Annotated in this window: 16 protein-coding genes; all 16 read left to right on the top strand. The window is 72.5% G+C overall.

Features of this window, described 5'->3' with window-relative positions; all coding sequences use genetic code 11:
• The first annotated feature begins 22 nt into the window (after positions 1-22).
• The 16 genes from ACFQV6_RS38420 (at position 23) to ACFQV6_RS38345 (ending at position 22960) form a co-directional block, all read left to right on the top strand.
• Positions 23-547: a phage tail protein gene (locus ACFQV6_RS38420; protein WP_378032628.1), complete on the top strand. Its 525-nt coding sequence runs from the start codon at positions 23-25 to the stop codon at positions 545-547.
• A complete protein-coding gene (locus tag ACFQV6_RS38415) occupies positions 547-1248 on the top strand; it encodes a hypothetical protein (protein WP_378032627.1) in 702 nt (233 codons plus the stop codon). The genes ACFQV6_RS38420 and ACFQV6_RS38415 overlap by 1 nt, the downstream gene beginning before the upstream one ends.
• The gene (locus tag ACFQV6_RS38410) at positions 1241-1960 is read left to right on the top strand and encodes a hypothetical protein (RefSeq protein ID WP_378032626.1); all 720 of its coding nucleotides are present in this window, start codon (positions 1241-1243) and stop codon (positions 1958-1960) included. The genes ACFQV6_RS38415 and ACFQV6_RS38410 overlap by 8 nt, the downstream gene beginning before the upstream one ends.
• Positions 1957-2565 (top strand): DUF4255 domain-containing protein, encoded by a 609-nt coding sequence (locus tag ACFQV6_RS38405; protein ID WP_378032625.1) that lies wholly within the window; start codon positions 1957-1959, stop codon positions 2563-2565. The genes ACFQV6_RS38410 and ACFQV6_RS38405 overlap by 4 nt, the downstream gene beginning before the upstream one ends.
• Positions 2558-4489: an ATP-binding protein gene (locus ACFQV6_RS38400; protein WP_378032624.1), complete on the top strand. Its 1932-nt coding sequence runs from the start codon at positions 2558-2560 to the stop codon at positions 4487-4489. Before ACFQV6_RS38405 ends, ACFQV6_RS38400 begins: the two co-directional genes overlap by 8 nt.
• Positions 4480-4773 carry a hypothetical protein gene (locus ACFQV6_RS38395; RefSeq protein ID WP_378032623.1) on the top strand — a complete coding sequence of 98 codons (294 nt, stop codon included), beginning with the start codon at positions 4480-4482 and terminating at the stop codon, positions 4771-4773. Before ACFQV6_RS38400 ends, ACFQV6_RS38395 begins: the two co-directional genes overlap by 10 nt.
• Positions 4770-11141 carry a DUF4157 domain-containing protein gene (locus tag ACFQV6_RS38390; RefSeq protein ID WP_378032622.1) on the top strand — a complete coding sequence of 2124 codons (6372 nt, stop codon included), beginning with the start codon at positions 4770-4772 and terminating at the stop codon, positions 11139-11141. Before ACFQV6_RS38395 ends, ACFQV6_RS38390 begins: the two co-directional genes overlap by 4 nt.
• Positions 11142-11213: 72 nt before the next feature.
• Positions 11214-11888: a hypothetical protein gene (locus ACFQV6_RS38385; protein WP_378032621.1), complete on the top strand. Its 675-nt coding sequence runs from the start codon at positions 11214-11216 to the stop codon at positions 11886-11888.
• Positions 11885-12514, top strand: coding sequence for a hypothetical protein (locus tag ACFQV6_RS38380; protein WP_378032620.1), 630 nt, complete (start codon positions 11885-11887; stop codon positions 12512-12514). The genes ACFQV6_RS38385 and ACFQV6_RS38380 overlap by 4 nt, the downstream gene beginning before the upstream one ends.
• A gap of 2 nt (positions 12515-12516) precedes the next feature.
• Complete coding sequence (locus ACFQV6_RS38375; protein WP_378032619.1) at positions 12517-12864, top strand: LysM domain-containing protein; 348 nt, start codon at positions 12517-12519, stop codon at positions 12862-12864.
• On the top strand, positions 12857-13996 hold the full coding sequence (locus tag ACFQV6_RS38370) for a hypothetical protein (protein ID WP_378032618.1): 1140 nt from the start codon (positions 12857-12859) through the stop codon (positions 13994-13996). The genes ACFQV6_RS38375 and ACFQV6_RS38370 overlap by 8 nt, the downstream gene beginning before the upstream one ends.
• 14 nt (positions 13997-14010) lie before the next feature.
• Positions 14011-14574 (top strand): phage baseplate assembly protein V, encoded by a 564-nt coding sequence (locus ACFQV6_RS38365; protein WP_378032617.1) that lies wholly within the window; start codon positions 14011-14013, stop codon positions 14572-14574.
• A gap of 2 nt (positions 14575-14576) precedes the next feature.
• Positions 14577-14939: a GPW/gp25 family protein gene (locus ACFQV6_RS38360; protein ID WP_378032616.1), complete on the top strand. Its 363-nt coding sequence runs from the start codon at positions 14577-14579 to the stop codon at positions 14937-14939.
• Positions 14936-17587 (top strand): putative baseplate assembly protein, encoded by a 2652-nt coding sequence (locus ACFQV6_RS38355; protein ID WP_378032615.1) that lies wholly within the window; start codon positions 14936-14938, stop codon positions 17585-17587. The genes ACFQV6_RS38360 and ACFQV6_RS38355 overlap by 4 nt, the downstream gene beginning before the upstream one ends.
• A gap of 1 nt (position 17588) precedes the next feature.
• Positions 17589-20861, top strand: a complete 3273-nt coding sequence (locus tag ACFQV6_RS38350) for a putative baseplate assembly protein (protein ID WP_378032614.1) — start codon at positions 17589-17591, stop codon at positions 20859-20861.
• On the top strand, positions 20858-22960 hold the full coding sequence (locus ACFQV6_RS38345; protein WP_378032613.1) for a hypothetical protein: 2103 nt from the start codon (positions 20858-20860) through the stop codon (positions 22958-22960). Before ACFQV6_RS38350 ends, ACFQV6_RS38345 begins: the two co-directional genes overlap by 4 nt.
• Positions 22961-22990 lie beyond the last annotated feature (30 nt).

Raw genomic sequence — 22990 nt, 5'->3', positions numbered from 1 at the left:
GCCTGAGGAGCGAAGGAATTCGATGGCCGAGTTCGAGGTCAACGCGCAACGGTTCGACCCGTACAAGAACTTCAAGTTCCTGGTCCGGTGGGACGGGCGCACGGTTGCCGGAATCAGCAAGATCAGCCCGCTGAAGCGCACCACCGAGGTGGTCAAGCACCGCGACGGCGGCTCGCCCAGTTCGCCGCGCAAGTCACCCGGCCGCTCCGAGTTCGAGGGCATCACCCTGGAACGCGGGGTCACTCACGACCCGGAGTTCGACCGCTGGGCCAACAAGGTCTGGCAGGTCGGCGCCGGCCTGGGCGCCGAGGTGTCGCTCGCCGACTTCCGCAAGAACATCATCATCGACGTGCTGAACGAGGCCGGCCAGGTCGCCGTCTCGCACCGGCTGTACCGCTGCTGGCCCAGCGAGTACCAGGTCGTCGGTGAGCTGGACGCCAACGCCAATGCGGTCGCCATCCAGAGCCTCAAGCTCGAGGTCGAGGGCTGGGAGCGCGACTACGAGGTTCCCGAGCCGGTCGAGCCGTCGTTCACCAACCCGGCCTGATGACGCTCGACCTGCTGGGCGTCTGGGAGCGCGGGCTGACCTCTCCGGGACCGGCCCGCGCCCTCGCGCTGCACCGCACGGCACGCCCGGAGACCGGTCCGGCCGAACTGCTCGACGCCCCGGTCGGCGAGCGCGAGGCGGACCTCTACGCGCTGCGCCGCGCCCTGTTCGGCGACCGGATGGAGGTCCTCGCCGAGTGTGCGAACTGCGGCGAGGTGCTGGAGTTCGACCTCGACGCGGCGGCGCTGTCGCAGCGCCCGGAGCGTGCCGCCGAGCCGTTGCGGGTGGCCGAGGACGGCTGGGAGGTCGAGTTCCGGGCGCCCACCGCCGGTGACCTGAGCGCGTCCGCCGGCCGGGACGACCTGGTGGCGCGCTGCACCCTCGACGCCCGCCACGACGGCCGGCCGGTGCCCGCGGGCGAGCTGCCCGATCACATCCAGCGGCGGATGGCCGAGGTGGCCGAGCGGGCCGGGGGATCCGGCGACGTCACCCTGCGGGTGGCCTGCCCCGGCTGCGCCACGACCACCCCGCTGCGGCTCGACATCGCCGCCTACCTCTGGGCCGAGCTGGACTTCTGGGCCCGCGACCTGCTCCTCGACGTGCACGTGCTGGCCGGCGCGTACGGCTGGAGCGAGGCGGAGATCCTGGCGCTGAGCCCGCTGCGGCGCCGCTACTACCTGGAGCTGTGCGCCGATGCCTGAGCCGGACTACTTCGATCGGTTGCTGGCCCGTCAAGGCGGTGCCGTCGCGGGCGGTGCTGGTGGGGGCGCTGCTGGTGGGGGCGGTGCCGTCGCGGGCTGGGCGCGGCCGAGGCTGCCCGGCCCGTTCGAGCGCGCCGAGCCGAGCCGCAACGAGGCGCCGGAACCGCCGCCGGCAGCGCCGCTTCCGTCGTACCCCAAGCCTGATCTTGAATGGGCTCCGCAGCCGTCGCCCTTGCAGGTGCGCGTGGAGCGGCACACCGAGGTCCGCACCGAGACCGCGGCGCCCGAGCCCGCTGTGCCGGCGCACACGCCGATGCCGGCGGTCGACCGATGGTTCACCAGGGTGGTACCGCGGCACCAACCCGGCGCACAGCCGCAGCCGGACCGGGCCTCTCACCAGGTCACACCCGCCGCGCCGCGTGGTGAGGCACCGGCGCGACCTGCCGCGATCCGAGTGGGGCCCGACCACGCGCCCGCGGCGCAGGCGATGCCGAGGAGAGATCAAACCGCTGAGGTACGGCGTAACGCTGTCCCGCCGCAGGCATCGCGCCGCCGGGCCCGCCCGGCCGAACCGGCGGTGCACGTCCGGATCGGCAGGCTCGAAGTCCGCGCCACCGGAGCCGCCCCGGCGCCCACCCGCAGCGTGCGGCCCGGCCGCCAGGACCCGGCGGTGAGCCTGACCGACTACCTGACCGGCGGGAGGCGCCCGTGAGCAACGCCCTGGCCATCGCCACCGTCACCCAGGCGCTGGCGATGCAGATCGAGAACCACCTGCCCCCGGAGATCGACTTCGCGGTCTCCGTGCAGACCCGGCGCCCGCACACCGAACCGCCCGCCGACCCGGCCATCACCGTCTTCTGTTACCAGGTCACCCCGGACGTGTCGCTGCGTAACACCGAGCTGCCCACCCGCGCCTCGGACGGCACCCTGGTGTCCCGTGCCACCGCCGCCCTCGACCTGCACTACCTGATCAGCGCCTACGGCGAGGAGAACGAGCTGGTCGGGCAGCGGCTGATCGGCAGCGTGATCCGCACCCTGACCGAGGTCCCGATCCTGCCGCGCGCGGTCATCGAGGAGGCCGGGCAGCGCCCCTACCTCAGCGGCAGCGACCTCGGGGACTCCATCCACCGGGTGCGGTTCACGCCCAGCCAGATGGACGTGGACGAGACCTCGAAGCTGTGGGGGATGTTCCACCAGACGCCGTACGTGCTGTCGGTCGTCTACCAGGCGGCCCTCGTCCTGATCGAGGGGCGCGAGATCCCGGCGCAACACCCGCCGGTACGGGAGCGGACGGTCACGGTGACCGCCGGTGGCTGATCGGGTGCGCGGGCCGGCGGGGAGCGGCGGCGAGGTGGCACTGGCCGCCGCCGTCCGTTTCGTTCTGGCCCGGCTCGACGCCCACGCCACCGGTGCGGCATCTCCGGCCGGGCCGGAGGGCGACGCTGTGCCGCCGGCGCTGCGGACCCTGGTGGAGTGCTTCGGGCTGAGCCTGTTCGAGCGCAGCGTGCTGCTGCTCGCCGCGGCTGCCGAGCTCGACCCCACCACCGGCAGCCGGTGCGCCGCCGCCTGCGGCGATCCCGGTCGCGCCTTCCCGACCTTCGGCCTCGCGCTGGCCGCCCTGCCCGAACCGCACTGGAGCGCGCTCACCCCGGTGGCACCGCTGCGCCGCTGGCAGCTTGTCGAGCCCGCCGACGAGAACCACCTGACCGGCTCACCGCTGCGCATCAGCGAGCGGGTGCTGCACTTCCTGGCCGGCACGCCGTACCTGGACGCCCGGCTGCACGGCATGCTCCGCCCGGCGCCGCGACCCGCCGAGCTGACACCCACCTACGACCGCACCGCGGACCAGGTCGCCGCCGGGCTCGCCGACGGCGACGCGGACACCCCGCTGCGCGTCGAGCTGACCGGTGGCGGGCGGCGTATCCGTACCGACATCGCCGCCGCCGGCGCCGCCCGCCTAGGCCTGGGCCTGTACGTGATGCCCGCCGCCGACACACCCACCGATCCGGCCGAACGGGACCGGCTGGCCCGGCTGTGGCAGCGCGAGGCGATCCTGCTGCCCGCCGCCCTGCTGGTCGAGACCGGCCCGATGGAACGCGACCAGGCCGCGGCGGCCGACGCGTTTCTCGCCGCCGCCGCCGTGCCGCTGGTCGTCGCCGGCGACGACCCCCGGCACAGCGCCGAGCCGCGCGGTCAGCGGGTCGCCGTGCCGCCGCTCCCCGACGACGAGCAGCTGACGGTCTGGCGCGACGCCTTCGCCGGCATCCCGGAGATCGCCGACGACCAGGTGCGCGAGCTGGTCGCCCAGTTCCAGCTGCCGCCGCACACGGTCCGGCAGATGGCCGCCGCGGTCGAGCGCGATCTGCCCTCCTCGCAGGCCCCGGCGATGGGAGCGGCCTGGCGGGCCGGTCTCGCCGCGGCCCGGATGGGCCTGGACGAGCTCGGCCGCCGGATCGAGCCCGAGGCCGGCTGGACCGACCTGGTGCTGCCCGAACGGCAGGTGGTCGTGCTCCGGGAGATCACCGCCCACGTGCGGCGGCGCGCCACGGTTCACCAGGAGTGGGGCTTCGCGCGGACCCTGCGCCGCGGGCTCGGCGTCACCGTGCTGTTCGCCGGCGGCTCCGGCACCGGCAAGACCCTCGCCGCCGAGGTGATCGCCGGTGAGCTGGGCCTCGACCTGTTCGTCATCGACCTGTCCCAGGTGGTCAGCAAGTACATCGGGGAGACCGAGAAGAACCTGCGGGCGGTCTTCGACGCCGCCGAGCACGGCGGGGCGGTGCTGCTCTTCGACGAGGCCGACGCGCTGTTCGGCAAGCGCAGCGAGGTCAAGGACAGCCACGACCGGTACGCCAACCTGGAGGTCAGCTACCTGCTGATGCGGATGGAGGCGTACCGGGGCCTGGCGGTGCTCACCACCAACATGAAGCAGGCTCTGGACCCCGCCTTCCTGCGCCGGATCCGGTTCGTCGTCGACTTCCCGTTCCCCGGCGAGCGGGAACGCGCCGAGATCTGGCAGCGGGTCCTGCCCGCGCAGACCCCGGCACAGGGCCTCGATCCGCAGCTGCTGGCTCAGCTGACCGTGGCCGGCGGCTCGATCCGCAACATCGCCCTCTCCGGTGCCTTCCTGGCCGCCGAGGAGGGCGACAAGCTCCAGATGCGGCACCTGCTCGCGGCCGCCCGCACCGAATACCTCAAGCTCGAACGCTCGCTGACACCGGGGGAGGTGCGCGGATGGGTCTGAACCGCGACGTCCACGTGGAGATCGGCGAGCTGGTGTTCGACGGCTTCGACGCGCCGATGGACCTGGACCTGGTGTCGGCCGCGTTCACCACCGAGCTGACCCGGCTGGTGCGCGCGCGGGGCGTACCGCCGGCGTTCGGTGAGGGCCGGGAGGTGGACGCGCTCGCCGGGCTGCCTCCGCTGGGTCCCGCGGCTTCGCCGCAGAAGCTGGGCGTCGCCCTGGCCAGGTCCGTGCACGCCGGGCTGTGCGGTCAGAGCCGAGAGGTACGGGGGACGCCGCGATGACCTCGACCCGAGCCGGGCAGGACCGGCAGTCCTCGTCGCGTGACAGCAAGCGCCGCAAGCAGAACCGGACCGGTGCCCGCCACACGCCCGAGCCGAAGAACATCGTCAGCGGGGCCGGGCAGCCGCTCGACCTCAGCGTGCGGCGCGAGGCGCAGGAGCGGCTGGGATACGACTTCGGGCAGGTGCGGCTGCACACCGACCGGGACGCGGACGCGCTCACCACGCTGCTCGGTGCGGACGCGGTCGCCGTCGGGCCGGACATCTTCTTCCGGGCCGGAGCGTTCCAGCCCGGCACCGCCGACGGGCGGCGGCTGCTCGCGCACGAACTGCTGCACACCGTGCAGGACCCGCAGGGGCTCGGCGCGCTGAGGGCCGGCCGCGACGACGGTGCGGTCAGCCTGGCCGAGCAGCCCGCCGAACGGGCGGCGGAGGAGACGGCCCGCACGGCGGAGGGGCCGCAGGACGTCGACATCGAGCCGGAGGCGCCGACGCCTGGCTGGATGCGGTACGCGACGGTCACCGCGGACCGGTTGCGGGGTGAGCGGCTGGATCCGGCGACGCTTCCGGACCGGCTGGCGGCGAACATTCTGCGGACGCTGCGCGGTGACCCGGCTGACTGGTCCAAGCGGACCCGGGTTCAGCTGTCGCGGCTTCCGGAGCAGCTTGTCGAGCCGGTGCTCGGATGCCTGGAACGGCGGATGCTCAGCACGGAGTACGAGCGGGTGCTGGACTTCCTGGACGAGGTGGAGGACGGCTACGAGGCCGAGCCGGGTGCGCACGAGGCGCCGGTGGCCGAGCCGGATCTGGCCGAGCAGTTGCGGCTGGAGCGGGAGCTGGCTGAGCGTGCCGAACCCGAGCCGGGTTCTGGGGTGAAACCACCTTCTGAGGGCGCGGCACCTTCTGAGGGCTCGGCACCGGCTCAGGGCTCGGCACCCGCTCAGGCTGAGGCACCCACTCAGGCTGAGGCATCGGCGCCGGCGCCCGCTCAGCAGGAGGCCTCTGGGTCGCAGGGCGGGACACAGGGCGGGACACAGGGCGGGTCTGAGAAGGCGGCCGCGGAGGCGGCCCCGCGGCAGGAGACGCCGGTGGCGAGCCCGGAGGAGTCCGCGGCGCGGAACCGGCCGGCGGCGGCCGAGGCGGTGGCCGCGAGCAGGCAGGTGAAGCCCGAGGACAAGCGCGGGATCGACGTGCCGACCGGCTCGCCGGCCGTCTCCGGCAAGGACACCCAGCTGTCCGGTGCGGTCAGCACCCTCGATCCGGTACGCAACCAGGACACCGAAGGTCTCCAGGAGGAACCACCGGCTGAGTCGCCGCCCACCCACCAATCCGAGGTGGACGTCGGTGGCGGGCTGCCGAGCGCCTGGGACATCACCCTCCGGCCGGAGGACTTCCTGCCGGCCCAGGATCCCGACGTGTCCGGGATCCCGACAGCGGACCGGGCCGGCCCCGGTGCCACGGCGCCGATGCCGTCGTTCCCGGCTCCGCCGGTCACCCGTGCCGACCAGGTACAGGCGGAACGCGATGCGGAGGACGCCGAGGACGCGGCGGCGCAGGCCGAGGCCGAGCGGCAACCGGTGGAGCCGGAACGGCCGGTGGAGGTGGAGGCCGAGCCCGGCGCGGAACTCCCGGGCTCGCCGGACGCGGATCCGGTCCTCGATGCGCCGCCCGCGCCCGGTGCCGCGATGCGCAGCCCGACCAGCGGTGCCGATCCGAAGGCCGGTCCGGTGGACGCGCAGACCACGGTGCAGGCCGCGGCCGGTCGGTCCGAACCCGGCAGCCCGGAGCGGGAGCAGGCGGCCAAGGAGGAGAAAGGTACGCCGGCCGCGGGCGACCGGACCCCGGCCGCGCCGGAGAAGGCAACCCAGCAGCCGGCAGCCGGTCAGGCGGCACCGGCTCCCGCCGAGCACAGCCCGGCGGCCGGCGGCTCCGGAGACACCAGCACTGCCCCGGCGGCTCCGGTGGCCGAACCGGCTCCGGCCGCGCCTGCCGCACCCCCCGAGGTCGCGACGGCACCGGCGCCGATCGGTGAGCAGACGACCGTACGAGAAACGCCCTCACCTGAACCCGCACCCGCCTCGCCCGGGCCCGCAGCCCCGGCCCCCGCTCCTGCTGCCCCCGCTCCTGCCCCTGCTCCTGCTGCCCCGGCCCCTGGTCTGACCGCTGCCCCGGCCCCGGAGGGTTCGTCGTCGGAGGCCGCGCCGGCGCCGGGTGGCCGCAGTGGTGGAAGCGCGGCGGCGCCGATCAAGAAGGCGGCGCAGGAGTCCGCACCCGCGCCGAACCTGTCGACGGTGTCGCCCGAGGCCGGACTGGCCACCGCGGCGCAGCTGAAACCGCACCGTGCGCTCGAGTCGATGACAAGCGTGAGCAGCGGTGCCGACCGGTCTGTCGGCGACGAGCACAAGAACCTGGCCGCGGCCCCGCCGGCGATGCAGCGCCCGGCAGGGGCACCGCAAACCCTGTCCGGTGACCCGAAGACCGATGCGCCGGTGCAGTACTCCCAGGATCCGGCGAAGCGGTCCCAGGCGCCGGACCAGGAGAAGGCCGAGGTCACCGGCGCGAAGGAGCCCGACGGGCCGATCGAGGCCGAGAAGGAGGAGGGGCCGAGCGGCTGGGACACCTTCAAGATGGCGCTGGGCTTCGGCCTCGGGTGGGTGGCGAGCAAGCTGGGCTTCGAAGTGGATCCGACGGAGCTCGCGGCCAAGTTCGCCGGGCTGCCGACCAAGGACGAGGCGCTGAAGCAGGCCATGGCCGGCAACGCGCCGGGCGTGCAGGCGAGCGGCGCCGCCGAGCAGACCTCGGCGGAACAGGGAATCGCCGTCGACACCAAGGGGCAGGACACCGTTTCCGCGGGGCGGGACGACGCGAGCCGGGGGATGGGCGAGGACCAGGTCTACCCCGATGTCCCACCGGAGCAGATGGAGGCAGACGTGCCCGCCCGCTCCGGCGGCACCCCCGTCGCCGCGGGCAGCGCGCCGACCGGTGTGGTTCCGGCCGAGGCGGCCTCCAAGGTGGCCGAGCACGACAACGGGCCGCGCATGCAGGCCTCGTTCCAGCAGGGTCAGCAGGGCATGTCGCAGGGTCGGCAGGCCAAGGACCAGGGCTTCCGCGAATCACAGGAGCGCCACCGGTCGAAGGTCTTTACCGAGGTCACGGTCAACACCCAGAGCCAGAAGAGTGAACGGGACACCGCGTTCGCCGACGTCGACACCCAGCGGGCGGTCTGGCGCCGGGACCAGGACACCGAGCTGTCGAAGCTCGGCACCACGAAGTCCGACCGGCAGGTGAAGGTCCGCAAGGACGTCACCGACCGGGAGAAGAAGGCCGACGACGACGTCACGAAGGAGAAGACCGGCAGCACCAAGAAGATCCAGGACGAGGCGGGCCGGGCCGAGCGGGAGGCGAACCAGAAGCGCGACACCGCCGTCCAGGACTCCGGGAACTGGATCACCAAGGCCTTCGACTGGATCAAAGACAAGGTCATCGAGATCAAGAAAGCGATCGTACGGGTGATCAAGGCGGCCCGGGACGCGGTGGTCGGCTTCATCAAGACGTTCAAGGAGACCGTCGAACGCTGGATCAACGAGGCCCGCACCTTCATCGTCAACGCGATCAAGACGCTGATCGACGACCTGATCGAGTTCGCCAAGGCCATGGTCCGGGACATCATCGAGCTGGCCAGGAAGATCCGAAACCTGATCACCAGCCTCATCAAGGCCGCGATCGACCTGGTCAACAAGCTCGCCGCGAAGCTGAAACAGATCATCAAGGACCTCCTGGACATGCTGGGCCGCCTCCTCGGCGACCTGCTGAAGATCCTGTTCCAGGCCCTGATGACCGCCATCAAGGCGGTGGTGGACGCGCTCAAGCAGTACCTGGCCATGGCCTCCCAGCTGCTGGGCATGCTGGGCACCTTCCTGTTCGTGGCGATCGACTTCCTCTCCGATCCCGGCGGCTGGCTCAGCGGCGCCAAGAACTCAGCGGTGGACGGCGCGAAGAACCACCTGTTCCGCGAGGTCAAGGCCGCGGTCAAGCAGTGGTTCCAGTCCAAGATCGAAGAGGTTCTGGGTGTCGGCAAGGCGGTCATCGACACCCTGGTGAAGGGCGGCTTCACCCTCGAGAAGATCGTCAAGGAGACCTGGGACGCGATCGTCCCGATGCTCCCCTTCATCATCGGCGAGATCGTCATCACCAAGATCATCGCCAAGCTGATCCCCGGCGCGGGCTGGGTGATGGCGGTGATCGACGCGATCCAGGTGGCGATCGGCGCCCTGGCCGAGATCCTCCGCGCGATCGGCGCGGTCCTGGCCTGGCTGATCTCGGTCCGGCAGGGTGGCGCGGGGGTGTTGTTCGCGAAGGCGGTGGCTGCGGGGATCGTGGCGCTGCTGGAGCTGGCCTATGAGGCGCTGATGAGCGGGATCGGCAAGTATGTGGCCAAGGTGGGCAAGCGCCTGAAGGGTGTGGCGGCCCGCATGCTGAAGGGCAAGAATCGCGACGCTCCCGGCCGGCCACCCCGCGACGGAGGCGGACCGGCAGGCAGCGACCGGCGACCGGGCGAGCCCGGCACCGGCCGGCCGGACCTGGGAGCACCGCAGGGTGCACCGCGGTCCGTCACCGGCGGAAGACCGGACACCACACCGCGCCCCCGCCCCGCTGCCGGCCCGAGACCCGGCACCACGCCGCGGCCTCCGAGACCCGACGGGCGGCCCTCGGCGGGGCCCGGGACCAGATCGACGGGCGCACCGGACAGGCCGCCGGGTCGCCCCGGCACGCCCTCCCGGACCGGTCAGCCCGACATGCCGTCCTCGGCCGGCCGCCCCGGCACATCGTCTCCGGCCGGTCGGAGCGACACTCCGGCCCCGGCCGGCCGGGCGGACACCGCGGTGCCGTCGCGGCCGACGCCCGCCACGGCGCCGGCGAAGGTTCCCCCTGCCACGTCCAAGGACAGGGACGGCAAGCCAAAGACGGTTGCGGATGAGAAGCCGGACACTCGCCCGACGCCGCCGGTGGCGCCGAAGCCTGTGCCGCGCGCCAAGCCACCGGCGGGGCCCGACCACGTGAAGCCCACGTCGAAGGAAAAGCCCGGCAGGGCGGACGACACTGATCCGGCCACGCCGAAACGCGGTCAGCCGGCCGACCGTGCACCGGCTGACCGGGATGATGCGGGGACGCCGCGTAAGCCGAGGGACGAGGACGCCGACGGTCGGCGTCCCAAGGACGATGACCCGGACCGGCCGCGGGTTCCCTCCCGTCCACGAGACGAGACGAGGGAGAAAGAGAACTCGAAGGACGCCAAGGAGGATCGCCTTGATGACATCGTCGCGCGCCTGCGGAACATCCTGCGCCCACGCTTGCGGGACGGCATGGCGGTGCCCGCACACGACGCTCTGCTGGACACGCTCAGGGTGCATTTCCGGCTCACGGTGCTGCGCAGGCTCGGCGACGGGGCGAACTTCATCGTCCGTGCGACGCTTAATCCGAGTCGACGCGTGATCCGGGGGAAGAACAACCTGCAGGGTGACGTCAAGGACTACCTAGACGTCCAGGCCGATCCTGATCTGCCACCCACCAGAGTTCCCGATTTTGCGAACAACCGGCTGGCACAGGACTTCGAGGCTGAGTACATCACCAAGAAGTACGCGAACAGCCACGGATCCGATGCGAGCCAGGCCCTGCGTAACGAACCGATCGGATTCCGCCACCTCAACCTGTACAGCCTCAACACAGATCCCTCGAACTGGTGGGTCCGCATGCACCTGCTGTCCGAGCAGCTCGGGGGACCGGCATTGGGATCCAACCTGGTACCGGCGCGTGGCCCGTCGGTCAACACGAAGTTCAAGGACAACATCGAGAAGCAGGCATACGGATACCTGGGGGTTGCCGACGAGACGCCGAACAAGGTCGCGATCTGGTACCGCATCCGGGTCAACTACCACCCGGGTCCCTACCAGGGATTCCCGAGCTACATCCAGGCTCGATGGGGCCGGCACGAGTTGCAGCATCACCAGAATACGAGCAAGTGGATCAAGCAGGATGCCGGTACCAAGCGGAACTTTCACGAATTCCACGTTGCGCCCGAAAAACCGCCCCAGCCCGGGACGCCCGCCAAGATCCGTCTGAATACCGCCACCAAGGGGCAGTTGAAGCACCTGCTGAACGAGACGCCGGAGTTCGCGGACCTCGCGTACGAGGCGATCAGGAAGTGGCAGAGGGACAAGGGGCGTGACGTCCTCTCGGCGGCTGAGCTCGCCGGTGCGATTCTCTCGTACGAGGCGGCCAATCGCAGGAGTGGCCGGGCAACACCCTATTTCCCCAAGTTCCGCGACAGGCTCGCAGATATCCAGCGGACCGGACGTTCGCTGCCGTTCTAGGAAGGGAGGCATCCGATTACCGGCACCGGAGCAGAACCTTGGCGTCCGCTGACGTCGAATGAGCGCAGGCACGTGGATTCGCTCGAGTCCATCCTCGCCTGCGACGAGTTGGGCGTCGACTTCCACACGAATGGTCCGCAGACCGATGTGCTGACCGAGAACCCGGAGACGGTTTCATTCTTCGTGGAATTCGACGACGTGATCTTCGATCCGTCGCTGCTGGAGTGCAACATCTGGTTCATCGAGCTGTCCTGCCGATGGCGTACCCGGGAGGGCTCGCCCGAGCTCGGTGGCGAGTTCCGGATCCGGGACCTCTACGACTCCATCCTTCTCGGCCCTCCGCAGTTCACCCCGGACACCGCGAACGAGCAAGATCTGGCAGTCTTCTCCGAACTGCGGGTGATCGATTTTCCGCAGCATGCCGGAACCGGAACCTTCGCAGCGATGAGGCTCGTGAAAGACGTCACTCCGCTGCCGCTGTGGTACTACGACCCGCGACTCACCGTCGGGCCGGAATACGACTCAGACCTGATTCCTATGGAACTCACCTATTGCGGATACCTTGAAGCGCTCCTGCTCACCAAAGGAGTCTTCGGATGGCAATTCCTGTTCACGGACGTGTCTTTACGAGGCGTTGCGTTCCGGGAAACGGTTGCGCGCCTGCGCAGGATGCTCGACCTTTTCCCGGTCCTGTTTCCCGAGCATGACTATGCCGATCTGGCTACCCGACTGGAGGCTCGCCTGTGAGCACGTTCACCGACATACCCCGCGCCATCCGTGCCGGGATCGTCGTGGTGGATCCGGACAGTGGGGCGCCGCAGCGGGTCATCGTGATGCAGTTCAACCCGGACTCGCTGGAGCGGACCATCCAGCCGCAGGCCGCGGGCGGGACCGGCGGCTCCAGCGGGAGCGGCACCGACGGTGACCGCAACGAGGCGCTGCGGCTCAAGGGGCCCGCCGAGGAGCAGTGGAAGATCACCGCGGAGATCGACGCCACCGATCAGCTGGACGTCGCCGCGCCGGACGGGATCCATCCGCAGCTCGCGGCGCTCGAGATGCTGGTGCAGCCGACCGTCGCGCAGCTGCGGGAGTCCATCGCGGCGGCCCGGCGCGGTGCCATCGAGGTCGCGCCGATCGAGATGCCGCTGACGCTGTTCACCTGGGGTGACAAGCGGATCATGCCGGTCCGGCTGACCGAGTTCTCGGTCAATGAGCAGGCCTTCGACGTCAACCTCAACCCGATCCGCGCCTCGCTGAGCCTCGGTTTCAAGATCCTCACCGTCAGCGACCTGCCCGCCGGTCATCCCGGTGCTGACTTCTACCTCGCCCACCTGGCGATGAAGGAACAGCTGGCTCGCAGGGTGGTGAGCTGATCATGCCGGAGCCGTACCGGTCCGCGTTCGACGGCATTCCCGGGGCGGGACCGTACCCGCGGACCAGCCGCTACGCCGACGCGGAGATCGCCGTGCACACCCTGCCGGGCGGCGCCGAGGTGCGCTACGCCAAACATCGTCTGCTGCCGCCGCTGCCCGCGGCGGACGACACGGTCCCGCACACGGTGACCGCGGTCGAGCGGCCCGATCATCTGGGGCAGCGCTATTTCGGCGCACCGGACCAGTGGTGGCGGATCGCCGATGCCAACCCGGTGCTGGATCCGCGCGAACTGACCGCGGAACCCGGCCGGCGGATCGGAATTCCGGGGCAGGGAGGCGGTCTTGGCTGAGCAGCCGTTCGGGCGCGGTCCGCTGTATCTGAACCTCAGCATGGGCCGGGAGCTGGCCCGGCCGATCCCGGCCGAGGTCTCCGACGCCCTGCTGTCCGCGCAGATCACCGCCACGGCGGGGGAGCGCAGCGGGTTCCAGCTCGCCTTCGACCTGACCAAGAACGGGCCGATCGCCCGCCGCTACCTGCCGGAGCGGTTCTTCCACCCCAAGACCCGGGTGGTGATGACCACGGTGCTTCGTGGCACCGCCACGGTGATCTTCGACGGGCTGATCACCCGGCAGGAGGTGGGGTCGAGCAACCGGCCGGGGCAGTCCACGCTGACCGTCACCGGTGAGGATCTGACGCTGGCGATGGATCTGGAGGAGCGCGCGGAGGGCTTCCCCAACCTGGCGCCGTCGCAGCGGGCCGAGCTGATCCTGCGCCGGTACGCGGGTCTGGGGATCACACCCCGGGTCGTCACCGAGCAGGTTCCGCAGCCGGCCGACGCCACCGAGCGGATCGACTTCCAGAGCGGCACCGACCTGCAGTATCTCAACCAGCTGGCCCGGGCCAACGGCTACACGTTCTATCTCGACCCGGGGCCGGAGCCGGGACGCTCGACCGCCTATTGGGGACCGCAGATCCGGACCGGGCAGCGGCAGCACGCCCTGTCGGTCAACATGGACGCCAACTCCACGGTGGACCAGCTGACCTTCGCCTACGACGGGCTGGCGCGGGAGGAGCCGACCGCGCTGGTGCAGGATCCCGCCACCCGCGAGATCAGCCAGCTGGCCCAGCCGCCGATCGACCCGCTGCGGCCGCCGCTGGGGCGGGACCCGACGGAGGCGCTGAAACGGCCGAGCCTTCGGAACACCGCGAAGCTGAGCACCGCGCAGGCGCAGGCCGAACTGCTGGCCCGGGCGGCGACGTCGGCGGACGCGATCGCCGGGTCGGGGTCGCTCGACGTGACCAGGTACGGCTACGTGCTGCGGCCCCGGGAGCTGGTCGGTGTGCGCGGCGCGGGGGTCGCGTACGACGGCGACTACTTCGTCACCTCGGTCACGCACACCTTGCGGCCCGGGACGTACCTACAGAACTTCACCATTTCCCGCGAGGGAATGGTGGCCCGCAGCGACACCGTGCGGCCCTGAGGGGAGCAGCGCAGATGCCAGAACCGAGCAACCGTTTCCCGGGCAAGTACCGGGGCCGGGTCGCTGACAACGCCGATCCCCGGCGGATCGCCCGGATCCGTGCCGAGGTTCCCGACGTGCTGGGCCGGGAGGTGTCCACCTGGGCGCTGCCGTGCCTGCCGTTCACCGGCGAGGGGTTCGGGCACTTCACCGTGCCGGCGGTCGGCGCCGGTGTGTGGATCGAGTTCGAGCAGGGCGACCCGAGCCATCCGATCTGGTCCGGCACTTGGTACGGCGACGCGAGCGAGCTGCCGCCGGACGCACGGACCTCGCAGGAGGCCGAGCCGCCCACCCAGCCCGTGGTCATCCAGACCCGGGCCGGCAACAGGCTGGTCGTCTTCGACACCCCCGGCGGCGGGCTGCTGCTGCAGGCGAGCAGCGGCGCTTTCGTGCGGATCGACGGTGACGGGGTGCGCCTCGAGGACGGCAACGGCGGGGCGATCTCGATCACCGGCGGCGCGGTCGACATCAACGGCCAGGTCCTGGTGTCCGGCCTCGGGGTCGACATCAACGGGCAGATCTTCCCCAGGAGGGGCTAGGAATGAGAACCGACATCGCGTTCCCGTTCCGCGTCAGCGCGCGCGGGCGAACCGCGGGGGCGACGTACGGCGAACACACCCGCGACCTGATCGAACAGCTGCTGTTCACCAGCCCGGGAGAGCGGCCGATGCGACCGGACTTCGGCTGCGGCCTGCTGGACCTGGTGTTCGCGCCGACCGGCCCGGAGCTGCTCGCGGCGCTGGAGCTGTCGGTCCGGGCGAGCCTGCAGCGCTGGCTGGGTGACCTGATCGAGGTGCGGTCCCTGGATCTGAGCGCCGCGGGTGTGACCGTGCGGGTGCGCCTCGGCTACACCGTCCGGCGTACCGGCAGCGAGCGCGAGGAAATCTTCGAGGGGCGAGCATGAACAGGCGTGCGGCGATCCGGGCGGCCCACCACAACGGGGTGGACGAGGTCGAGGTGAGCGACGACGGGCTGCGGCTCACCGTCACGTTCCTCGGCCGGGCGCCGGACGAGCTGGTCCCGGGCAACGTGCGTATCGACGGCGGCCGCCGCGTCACCGGCATCACGGCCGTCGAGGCGTCGGTGGAGCACGCCGACGACCCGGAGATCGACGACCGGCTGCACGTCACCGTCGACCGGCCCGGTGACACCTCCCGGTACCGGCTGTCGCTGGTCGCCACCGACGAGTACGGGCGGCCGGGCACCCGCCCTTACCCGGGCCTGGACCAGCGCTACTTCGGCACCGAGTTCCGGTTCTGGCCGCAGCTGCCGGCACCGTTCGACCCGGCCGGTCCTGGAGAGGGCGGCACACCGGCGGCGCCCGCACCGGTGATCGACTACACCGCCCGCGACTACGACACGGTCCGGCGGCTGCTGCTGGACCGGCTGGCGCTGACGATTCCCGGGTGGGCCGAGCGCAACCCCGCCGACCTGGGCGTCACCCTCGTCGAGCTGCTCGCCTACACCGCCGACCAGATCTCCTACCAGCAGGACGCGGTGGCCACCGAGGCGTACCTGGACACCGCCCGCCGCCGGGTGTCGGTGCGCCGGCACGTCCGGCTGATCGACTACCCGATGCACGACGGCTGCAACGCCCGCGCCGTCGTCGTGGTGAACGTGGCCGAACCGGTCATCCTGGAGCCGGGCGAGTACCGGTTCGCCACCGCGGTGCCGGACACCACCGCCACCGTCATCACCGACCGCGACCTCGCCCGGCTGGACGAGTCCGGCGCGGTGGAGGTCTTCGAGCCGCTCGACCGGCACCCGGTGCGGCTGGATCCCGACCACTACGCGATCCGGTTCTGGATCTGGGACGACGAGCAGGGCGTGCTGCCGGCCGGTGCCACCGCGGCGACGCTGCGCGACGACCGGCCCGACCCGGACAGCCACCGGCGGGCCCTGTCGCTGCGCGCCGGCGATGTGCTGGTCCTGGAGTCCGCGGCGCACCGGCAGGCGGTCCGGCTGGAGACCGTCGCACCGGCCGTGGACCGGCTCACCGATCAGCCCGTCCTGGAGATCACCTGGTCCGCCGCGGACGCGCTCACCGCCCCGCTGCCGTTGCCCGAGGCCGTGGCGCACGGCAACACCATCGTCGTCGATCACGGCCGGTCGGTCAGCGAGCGGCTCGGCGCCCCGCACGTGCTGCCGCAGTGGCCGGTCACCCAGGCGGTGCCGTACCCGCTGCCTGAGCACGTCCGCAGCGGTCAGGCCGCGCACCTGGCGAGCATCCCGGTGCGGGCCCGGGCTCGGCTGACCGCGCTGTGGCGCAGCGCCGGCGACCGCGACGGCCTGTCCGACGCCGAGGTCGACGAGCTGACCGCCCTGTTCGGCCTGGGTTCGCGGGAGCAGGCCGAACTGCGTGCGGAGCCGGTTCGCGCACTGCGTGACCTGCTGCATCGTTCGGCACGGCTGCTCGCCGGCAAACGGCGCCGGCTCGACGTGCTGGCCGCCCGGGCGCGCGCGGGCACCGTGCTGAGGGCGCACATCGCCGACGAGATCGAACAGAGCTGGGGGCAGCGGTACGCCGGTGGCCTGCACCCCGGCGACCCGGTGCTGCACGGCCCGATGTCAGCGCTGGCGGGCGACCCCCGGCAGGCCCTGCCGGACGTCACGGCACACCTTCGGGGGCGCACCTGGACACCCCGGCGTGACCTGCTGGGCAGCGGCCCCCGCGACCGGCACTTCACCGGTGAGCTGGGCGACGACGGCCGGCTGGCACTGCGGTTCGGCGATGGCCGGTACGGCGCCACCGCACCGGAGGAGAAACTGGAGGTCCGCTACCGGGTGGGTGGCGGCACGGCCGGCAACGTCGGCGCCGACACGATCACCCACCTGGTGATCTCCCACGATCCCGGCCGGCCGGACACCGCGGGCCCGCCGGTGGTGGCCGTCCGCAATCCGCTCCCGGCCGCCGGCGGCACCGAACCGGAGCCGGTGGACCAGGTCCGCCACCTCGCCCCGCTGGACCTGACCCGCCGCCGCCTGCGCGCCGTCACCGCCGCCGACTACGCCGAGCTCGCCTCCGCCCTGCCCGGCGTGCAGCGCGCCGCCGCCGAACTGCGGTGGACCGGCAGCGTCACCGAGGCGCACGTCGCGGTGGACGCCTACGGCACCGGCACCCCGTCGCCGCAGTTGCTGGACGAGGTCGCTCACCGCCTGGAGTCCTACCGGCGCATCGGCCACGACCTGATCGTGGAACCCGCGCGGGCGATCCCGCTGGACATCGTCCTCGAGGTCCGTACCGTCCCCGGCCACCAGCGGGGCCGGATCGCCGCCGAGCTGCACCGCAGGCTACTCGCCGCCTTCCGCCCCGACGCGGTCAGCTTCGGCGACCCGGTACGGGTCAGCCGGCTCACCGCCCTCGCCGCCGCGGTCAGGGGCGTCCGCAGCGCCCGGATCACCCGGTTGCGCCGGCAGTTCGAGGCCGACGCCGGGGAACTGGCGGCCGGCCTGCTGCGCCTGGGCCCGCTGGAGATCGCGCAGTGCGACAACGACCCGGACCGGCCCGGCAACGGCCGCCTGGTGATCACCCTGATCGACGGAGGCGAGTGACGTGGACACCCCGACCGGCCACGGCGCGTTCCTGGCCGCCATGCTGGACCGGCTCCCGGATCATCCGGCGCTGCGCGGGCTGACGGTACGCACCACCGACGACCCGGCCATCGCCCTGCTCGACGCCGCGGCAGTGGCCGCCGACCTGCTCACCTTCCACTCCGCGCGGATCGCCGCCGAGGGCTATCTGCGTACCGCCGGCGATCAGCGGTCCCTGGGCCTGCTCGGCCGCCTGGTCGACCACCGCCCCCGCCCCGGCCTGGCCTCGGACACCCACCTGGCGTACCGGCTGGACCCGCGTTCGCAGCCCGGCGGCGCGGACGCGGACGTGCTGATCCCGCGCGGATCGCGCAGCCGCAGCGTGCCGGTCACCACCGGCGAGCAGCCGCAGACCTTCGAGACCGACGCCGACCTGACCGCCCGTGCCGCCTGGAACGAGCTGGCGGTCCGCCGTCACCGGCCCGGCCTGCTGTATCCCGACGACCTGGGCCGCCGGGCCGAGATCTCCGTCGTGGGCACGAACACGCTGCTGGCCGCCGGCGACCGGCTGCTGTTCCTGTTCGGCGCCGGTGACACAGCGACCCGGCGGCTGGTGCCGGTGGCCCGGATCCGGGTGGACCGGGACCGGGACGTCACCGCGATCGGCCTGCCCTCCTCGCCGCCGCCCAGCCTGACCGAACTGATCGCCGAGCTGCGCCGGTGGATCACCGCCTCGGGCGCCGCCGCCCCCAACCCGCGCCCGGTCAGCACGCTGATCGCCGACGTCGACGCCCTGGTGCTGGCACCGCTGCGCGCCGGCCTGGACGGGATCGCGACCGGTGAGGCGTTCGCCGCGCGCCTGGCCGAGCCGCGTGAGCGGCTCACCGAGGCCGCGGCCGTGGCCGGCTCGCAACAGGCGGTCGCCGACTGGTTCGACGAGCTGGAGGCCGTCCTCGCGGACCTGGCCGACCGTGCCCTCGACCTGGGCGGCATCCGCGCTGAGGCGTCCGCCGAACCCGTCCGTACCGGGCGTCGCGCAGCTTCGCCGGACGACGCGCTGACCAGCCTGATCGCGTTGCGGGTGACCGCGGCCCCGTTCGGTGCGCGGGCCGCGTTGCAGCCGGTCCGCGACGAGCAGGGCCGGGTGATCAACCTGACCGACTGGCCGCTGCCCGGTGCCACCCTGACCACCACCCGCGTGGTGTTCGACACCGCGGGCCGTATGGCGTTGCGCGCCGAGTTCATCCACGCCCAGCCGGACGGCACCGTCCAGCACACCGAGGACCTGCCCACCGCGGCGAAGACGTTCAGCCTCGGCACCGGCCGGATCACCGTGACCGGCACGGCCGAGGCGGTCACCGTCGACCTTCAGGCCGGGCTTCCGGCGCACCAGCTGGTCATCAACACCCCGGGCGAGGACCGGCACATCACAGTCAAAGTCGATGATCGTACGATCGAACTGGCCCCCGGCAAACGCGAGCCGATCGTGATCGACGGCCAGGAGATCACGGTCAGTTACGCCGCCGCGACCCAGCCCGCCTCGCTGGAGATCGGCATCGCGACCGTCCCGGACCTGAGCCGCCGCACCGTCCTGCCGCTGGACGCCGTCCTGCCCGGCATCACCGCCGGCAGTGCCGTCGCCGTCGAACGCCCCGGCAAGACCGGTCTCCCGCTGGTCATCACCCGGGTCACCGAGGTCCGCACGGTCACCTACAGCGCGTTCGGCACGACCGGCCGCGGCACCCAGCTCACCCTCGAAGACCCGTGGCTCGACGAGCACGACGTGCTGCTCTCACAGATCCGCGACACCACCGTGTACGCCGGAGGTGAACCGCTGCGCCCGGCCGGCCGGCCGCTCGACGACGACGTGCACGGCAACCGCGTCGAACTCGCCGAACTCCACCGCGACCTCAAACCCGGCCGCACCCTGGCCGTCACCGGGCCCGCCGGCACCGAGATCGCCTTCATCGCCGCCGTCGAGCACGGCACCGACCCGCAGACCCCCGGCGACCACCCGCACACCACGCTCGTCCTCACCGGGGACCTCGACGGCCGGTACCGGCGCGACACCATCCGGATCCTCGGCAACGTCGTCGCGGCCAGCAACGGCGAGAGCCGCGACGAACCGATCGGCAGCGGCGACGCCACCGCCGCCGGCCAGACCTTCACCCTCTGGCAGGAACCGCTGACCTGGCTGCCCGACCCGGGCCCGTCCGGCGCCCGGCCGGTGCTGGAGATCCGCATCGACGGCCTGCTCTGGCATCGGGTGGACAGCCTGGCCGGGCGCGGCCCCGGCGAGCGGGTCTACGTGCTGGGCACCACGCCGGACGGGCGGACCACCGTCACCTTCGGCGACGGCGTGCACGGCGCCCGGCTGCCCACCGGGCAGGAGAACGTCCGCGCCCGCTACCGCTTCGGCACCGGCGCGGCCGGAAACCTGCCGGCCGGCCGGATCACCCAGGCGGTCACCCGGCCACTGGGTGTCACCGGCGTGCTCAACCCGGTACCGGCGACCGGCGGCACCGACCCGGACGGCCCCGGGCTGGCCCGGCGGCGCATCCCGCTCGCCGTCGCCACCCTGGACCGGCTGCTGTCCACCCACGACTACGCCGAGTTCGCCCGCTCCCGGGTGGGCATCGGCCGGGCCGCCGCCCGCGAACTGTTCGACGGCCGGCGCCGGATCGTGCACGTCACCGTGGCCGGCGTCGACGACGTGGAGATCACCGCGGACTCCGACCTGCTTCCCGCGCTGCGTGCGGCCCTGGCCGGCCACGGCGACCCCCGGCTTCCGGTACGGGTGGACGTGCGCGAGCTGCTCGCCCTGCGGCTGGTCGCCGAGGTGCGGGTGGCGCCCGACCACACCTGGGAGATCGTCGGGCCACGGCTGCGGCAGGCGCTGCTGCACCGGCTCGGCTACCCCGGACGTGATCTGGGCCGCGACGCCTACCTCAGCGAGGTGATGGCCGTCGCCGACGCGGTGACCGGCGTCGACTACATCGACGTGGCTGTCTTCTCCACCACCGGCGGGCCGGCCGAGGCGCTGTCCGAGATCCGGGCTCAGCACGCCCGTACGGTCAAAAAGATCCACCGCGTGACCGCAACCGGCGGACAGACCCTGACCCAGGTCGCCGCCGCGGCCGGCATTTCGCTGGCCGAACTCGTGCGACTGAACCCCGGCATCACCGGCGTGCGGTCGCTGCCCGCCGGCCGGGCGGTCACCACCTTCCGCGGCATCCGACCCGCCCAGCTCGCCACCCTGGCGCCCGCCGGCCTGACCCTCACGGAGCTCCGATGACCGGCACACCGAGGACGATCGACGAACTCGCGAGCCTGCTGCCGCGCTGGCACCAGCAGGCCGGCCAGGACGAGGGCGAAGCACTGCGCGCCCTGCTCGCGGTGATCGCCGAGCAGATCGACCACGTTCGTGGCACGGCTGACCAGCAGTATCAGGACTGGTTCGTGGAGACCGCCGCCGCGCGGGTGCTGCCCCTGATCGGTGAGCTCGCCGGCTACCGCACGCTGGCCGGTTACCAGCGGATACGCAGCGAAGGGCTGTGCGACGGCGGCCCGTCCGAGACCTCGGCGCGACGACTGGCCGAAGCGCTCGCCCCGCGCCGCGACGTCGCCGCCACCGTCGGGTACCGGCGCCGCAAAGGCACCCTGTCGCTGCTGGAGGAACTCGCCGAGTCGGCGGCCGGCTGGCCGGCCCGCGCGGTGGAGACCTCGCGGCTGCTGGCCCACTCCCAGCCGGTCCGGTTGTACGGCTCGGGCACCGGCCGGGCCGACACGGTACGCGCCGCCCGCGGCCGCCTCGCCGACCTGCGCGACGGCGGCGCCCTCGACCTGGCCGGCACCGCGTTCGAGACGATCGCGCGGACCGTGGACGTACGCCGGGGCCACCTCCCGACCGGCGTGAAGCTCTACGTGTGGCGCCTCAAGCCCTACTCCGTCACGCGCGCACCGGCACACTGCGTCGACAGCGGCCGCAACCTGTACACCTTCTCGCTGCTGGGCAACGACACCCAGCTGGTGACCAGGCCCGAACCCGAGCCGTCCACCACGCACCTGGCCACTGTCGACAACGTGCCCGCCCGTCTGCGGCGGCGCCATTTCGCCGACCGGCTGGCCGACTACTACGGGCCGGGCAAGTCGGTGGCCGTCTGGCTGGAGGACCGGCTCGTACCGGCGTCCAGCGTCGTCGTGGCCGACCTGACCGGCTGGCGGTACCACCCGCGGCGCGGCCAGGTCGTCATCGACCCCGAGCTGGGCCGGATCGCGTTCCACTCCCGGTCGGCGCCGGACGCCGGGGTGTGGGTGACCTACCACCACGCGTTCAGCGACGACCTCGGCGGCGGCGAATACCCTCGTGACCTCGCCACACCGGACGGTGTGACGGTCTACCAGGTCGGTGCCGGCCGGCCGTACCGGAGAATCGCCGACGCCCACCGCCAGTGGCGCGCCGACCGCCCCGCGCGGGCCGTCATCGAGATCACCGGCAACGGCGCCTACCCGGAGCCGCTCGACGTCGACCTGGCCGCGGGCCAGCACCTCACGCTGCGCGCCGCCGACGGCGCCCGGCCGGTCCTGCGGCTGCTCGACTGGGCCGGCAACCAGCCCGACGCCCTGCGCGTCAGCGCCGACGGCGACTGCGCGCCGCACGAACGCCCGTCCATGACCATCGACGGGCTGCTCGTCACCGGACGCGGCATCCACGCCACCGGCCCGCTCGGCGCGCTGACCCTGCGGCACACCACCCTGGTGCCCGGCTGGTCGCTGGAACCGGAGTGCACCCCGTCGTCACCGCGGGAGGCCAGCCTCGTACTGGAGCGCACCACCGCCGCCGTGCACATCGACAGGTGCGTGCTCGGCTCGATCCAGGTGCTCGGTGACGAGGTCCGCACCGACCCGCTGCCGATCCGTCTGCACGACAGCATCCTGGACGCGACCGGCCGGGATCTGGCCGCCCTGTCCGGTGCCGACGGCGGCCACGCGCACGCCGACCTGCACGCCCACCGCACGACAGTGCTCGGCGAAGTGCACGTGCACGCCGTGTCGACTGCCTCGGACAGCATCTTCACCGGCCTGCTGCACGTGGCCCGGCGCCAGACCGGCGGCGTGCGGTTCAGCTACCTGCCGCCGGGATCGCGCACGCCGCGCCGCTACCGCTGCCCGTCCGGCCCCGCCCCGGTCCTGGTCAGCGAGCGGTACGGCACCGCCGGATACGCCCAGCTCGCCGGGGCCTGCCCGGACGAGATCACCCGTGGCGCCGAGGACGGCTCCGAGATGGGCGCCTTCCACGACCTGTACCAGCCGCAGCGCGCGGACAACCTGCGCGCCCGGCTCGCCGAATACACACCCGCCGGCGTCGACGCCGCGATCGTCTACGTCTCCTGAACCGCCTGACCCGCCCAGGGAGGACCCCGA

The sequence above is a fragment of the Actinoplanes sp. GCM10030250 genome (assembly GCF_042666575.1).
GTDB lineage: Bacteria > Actinomycetota > Actinomycetes > Mycobacteriales > Micromonosporaceae > Actinoplanes.
This window is presented reverse-complemented; position numbering and strand designations above follow the sequence as displayed.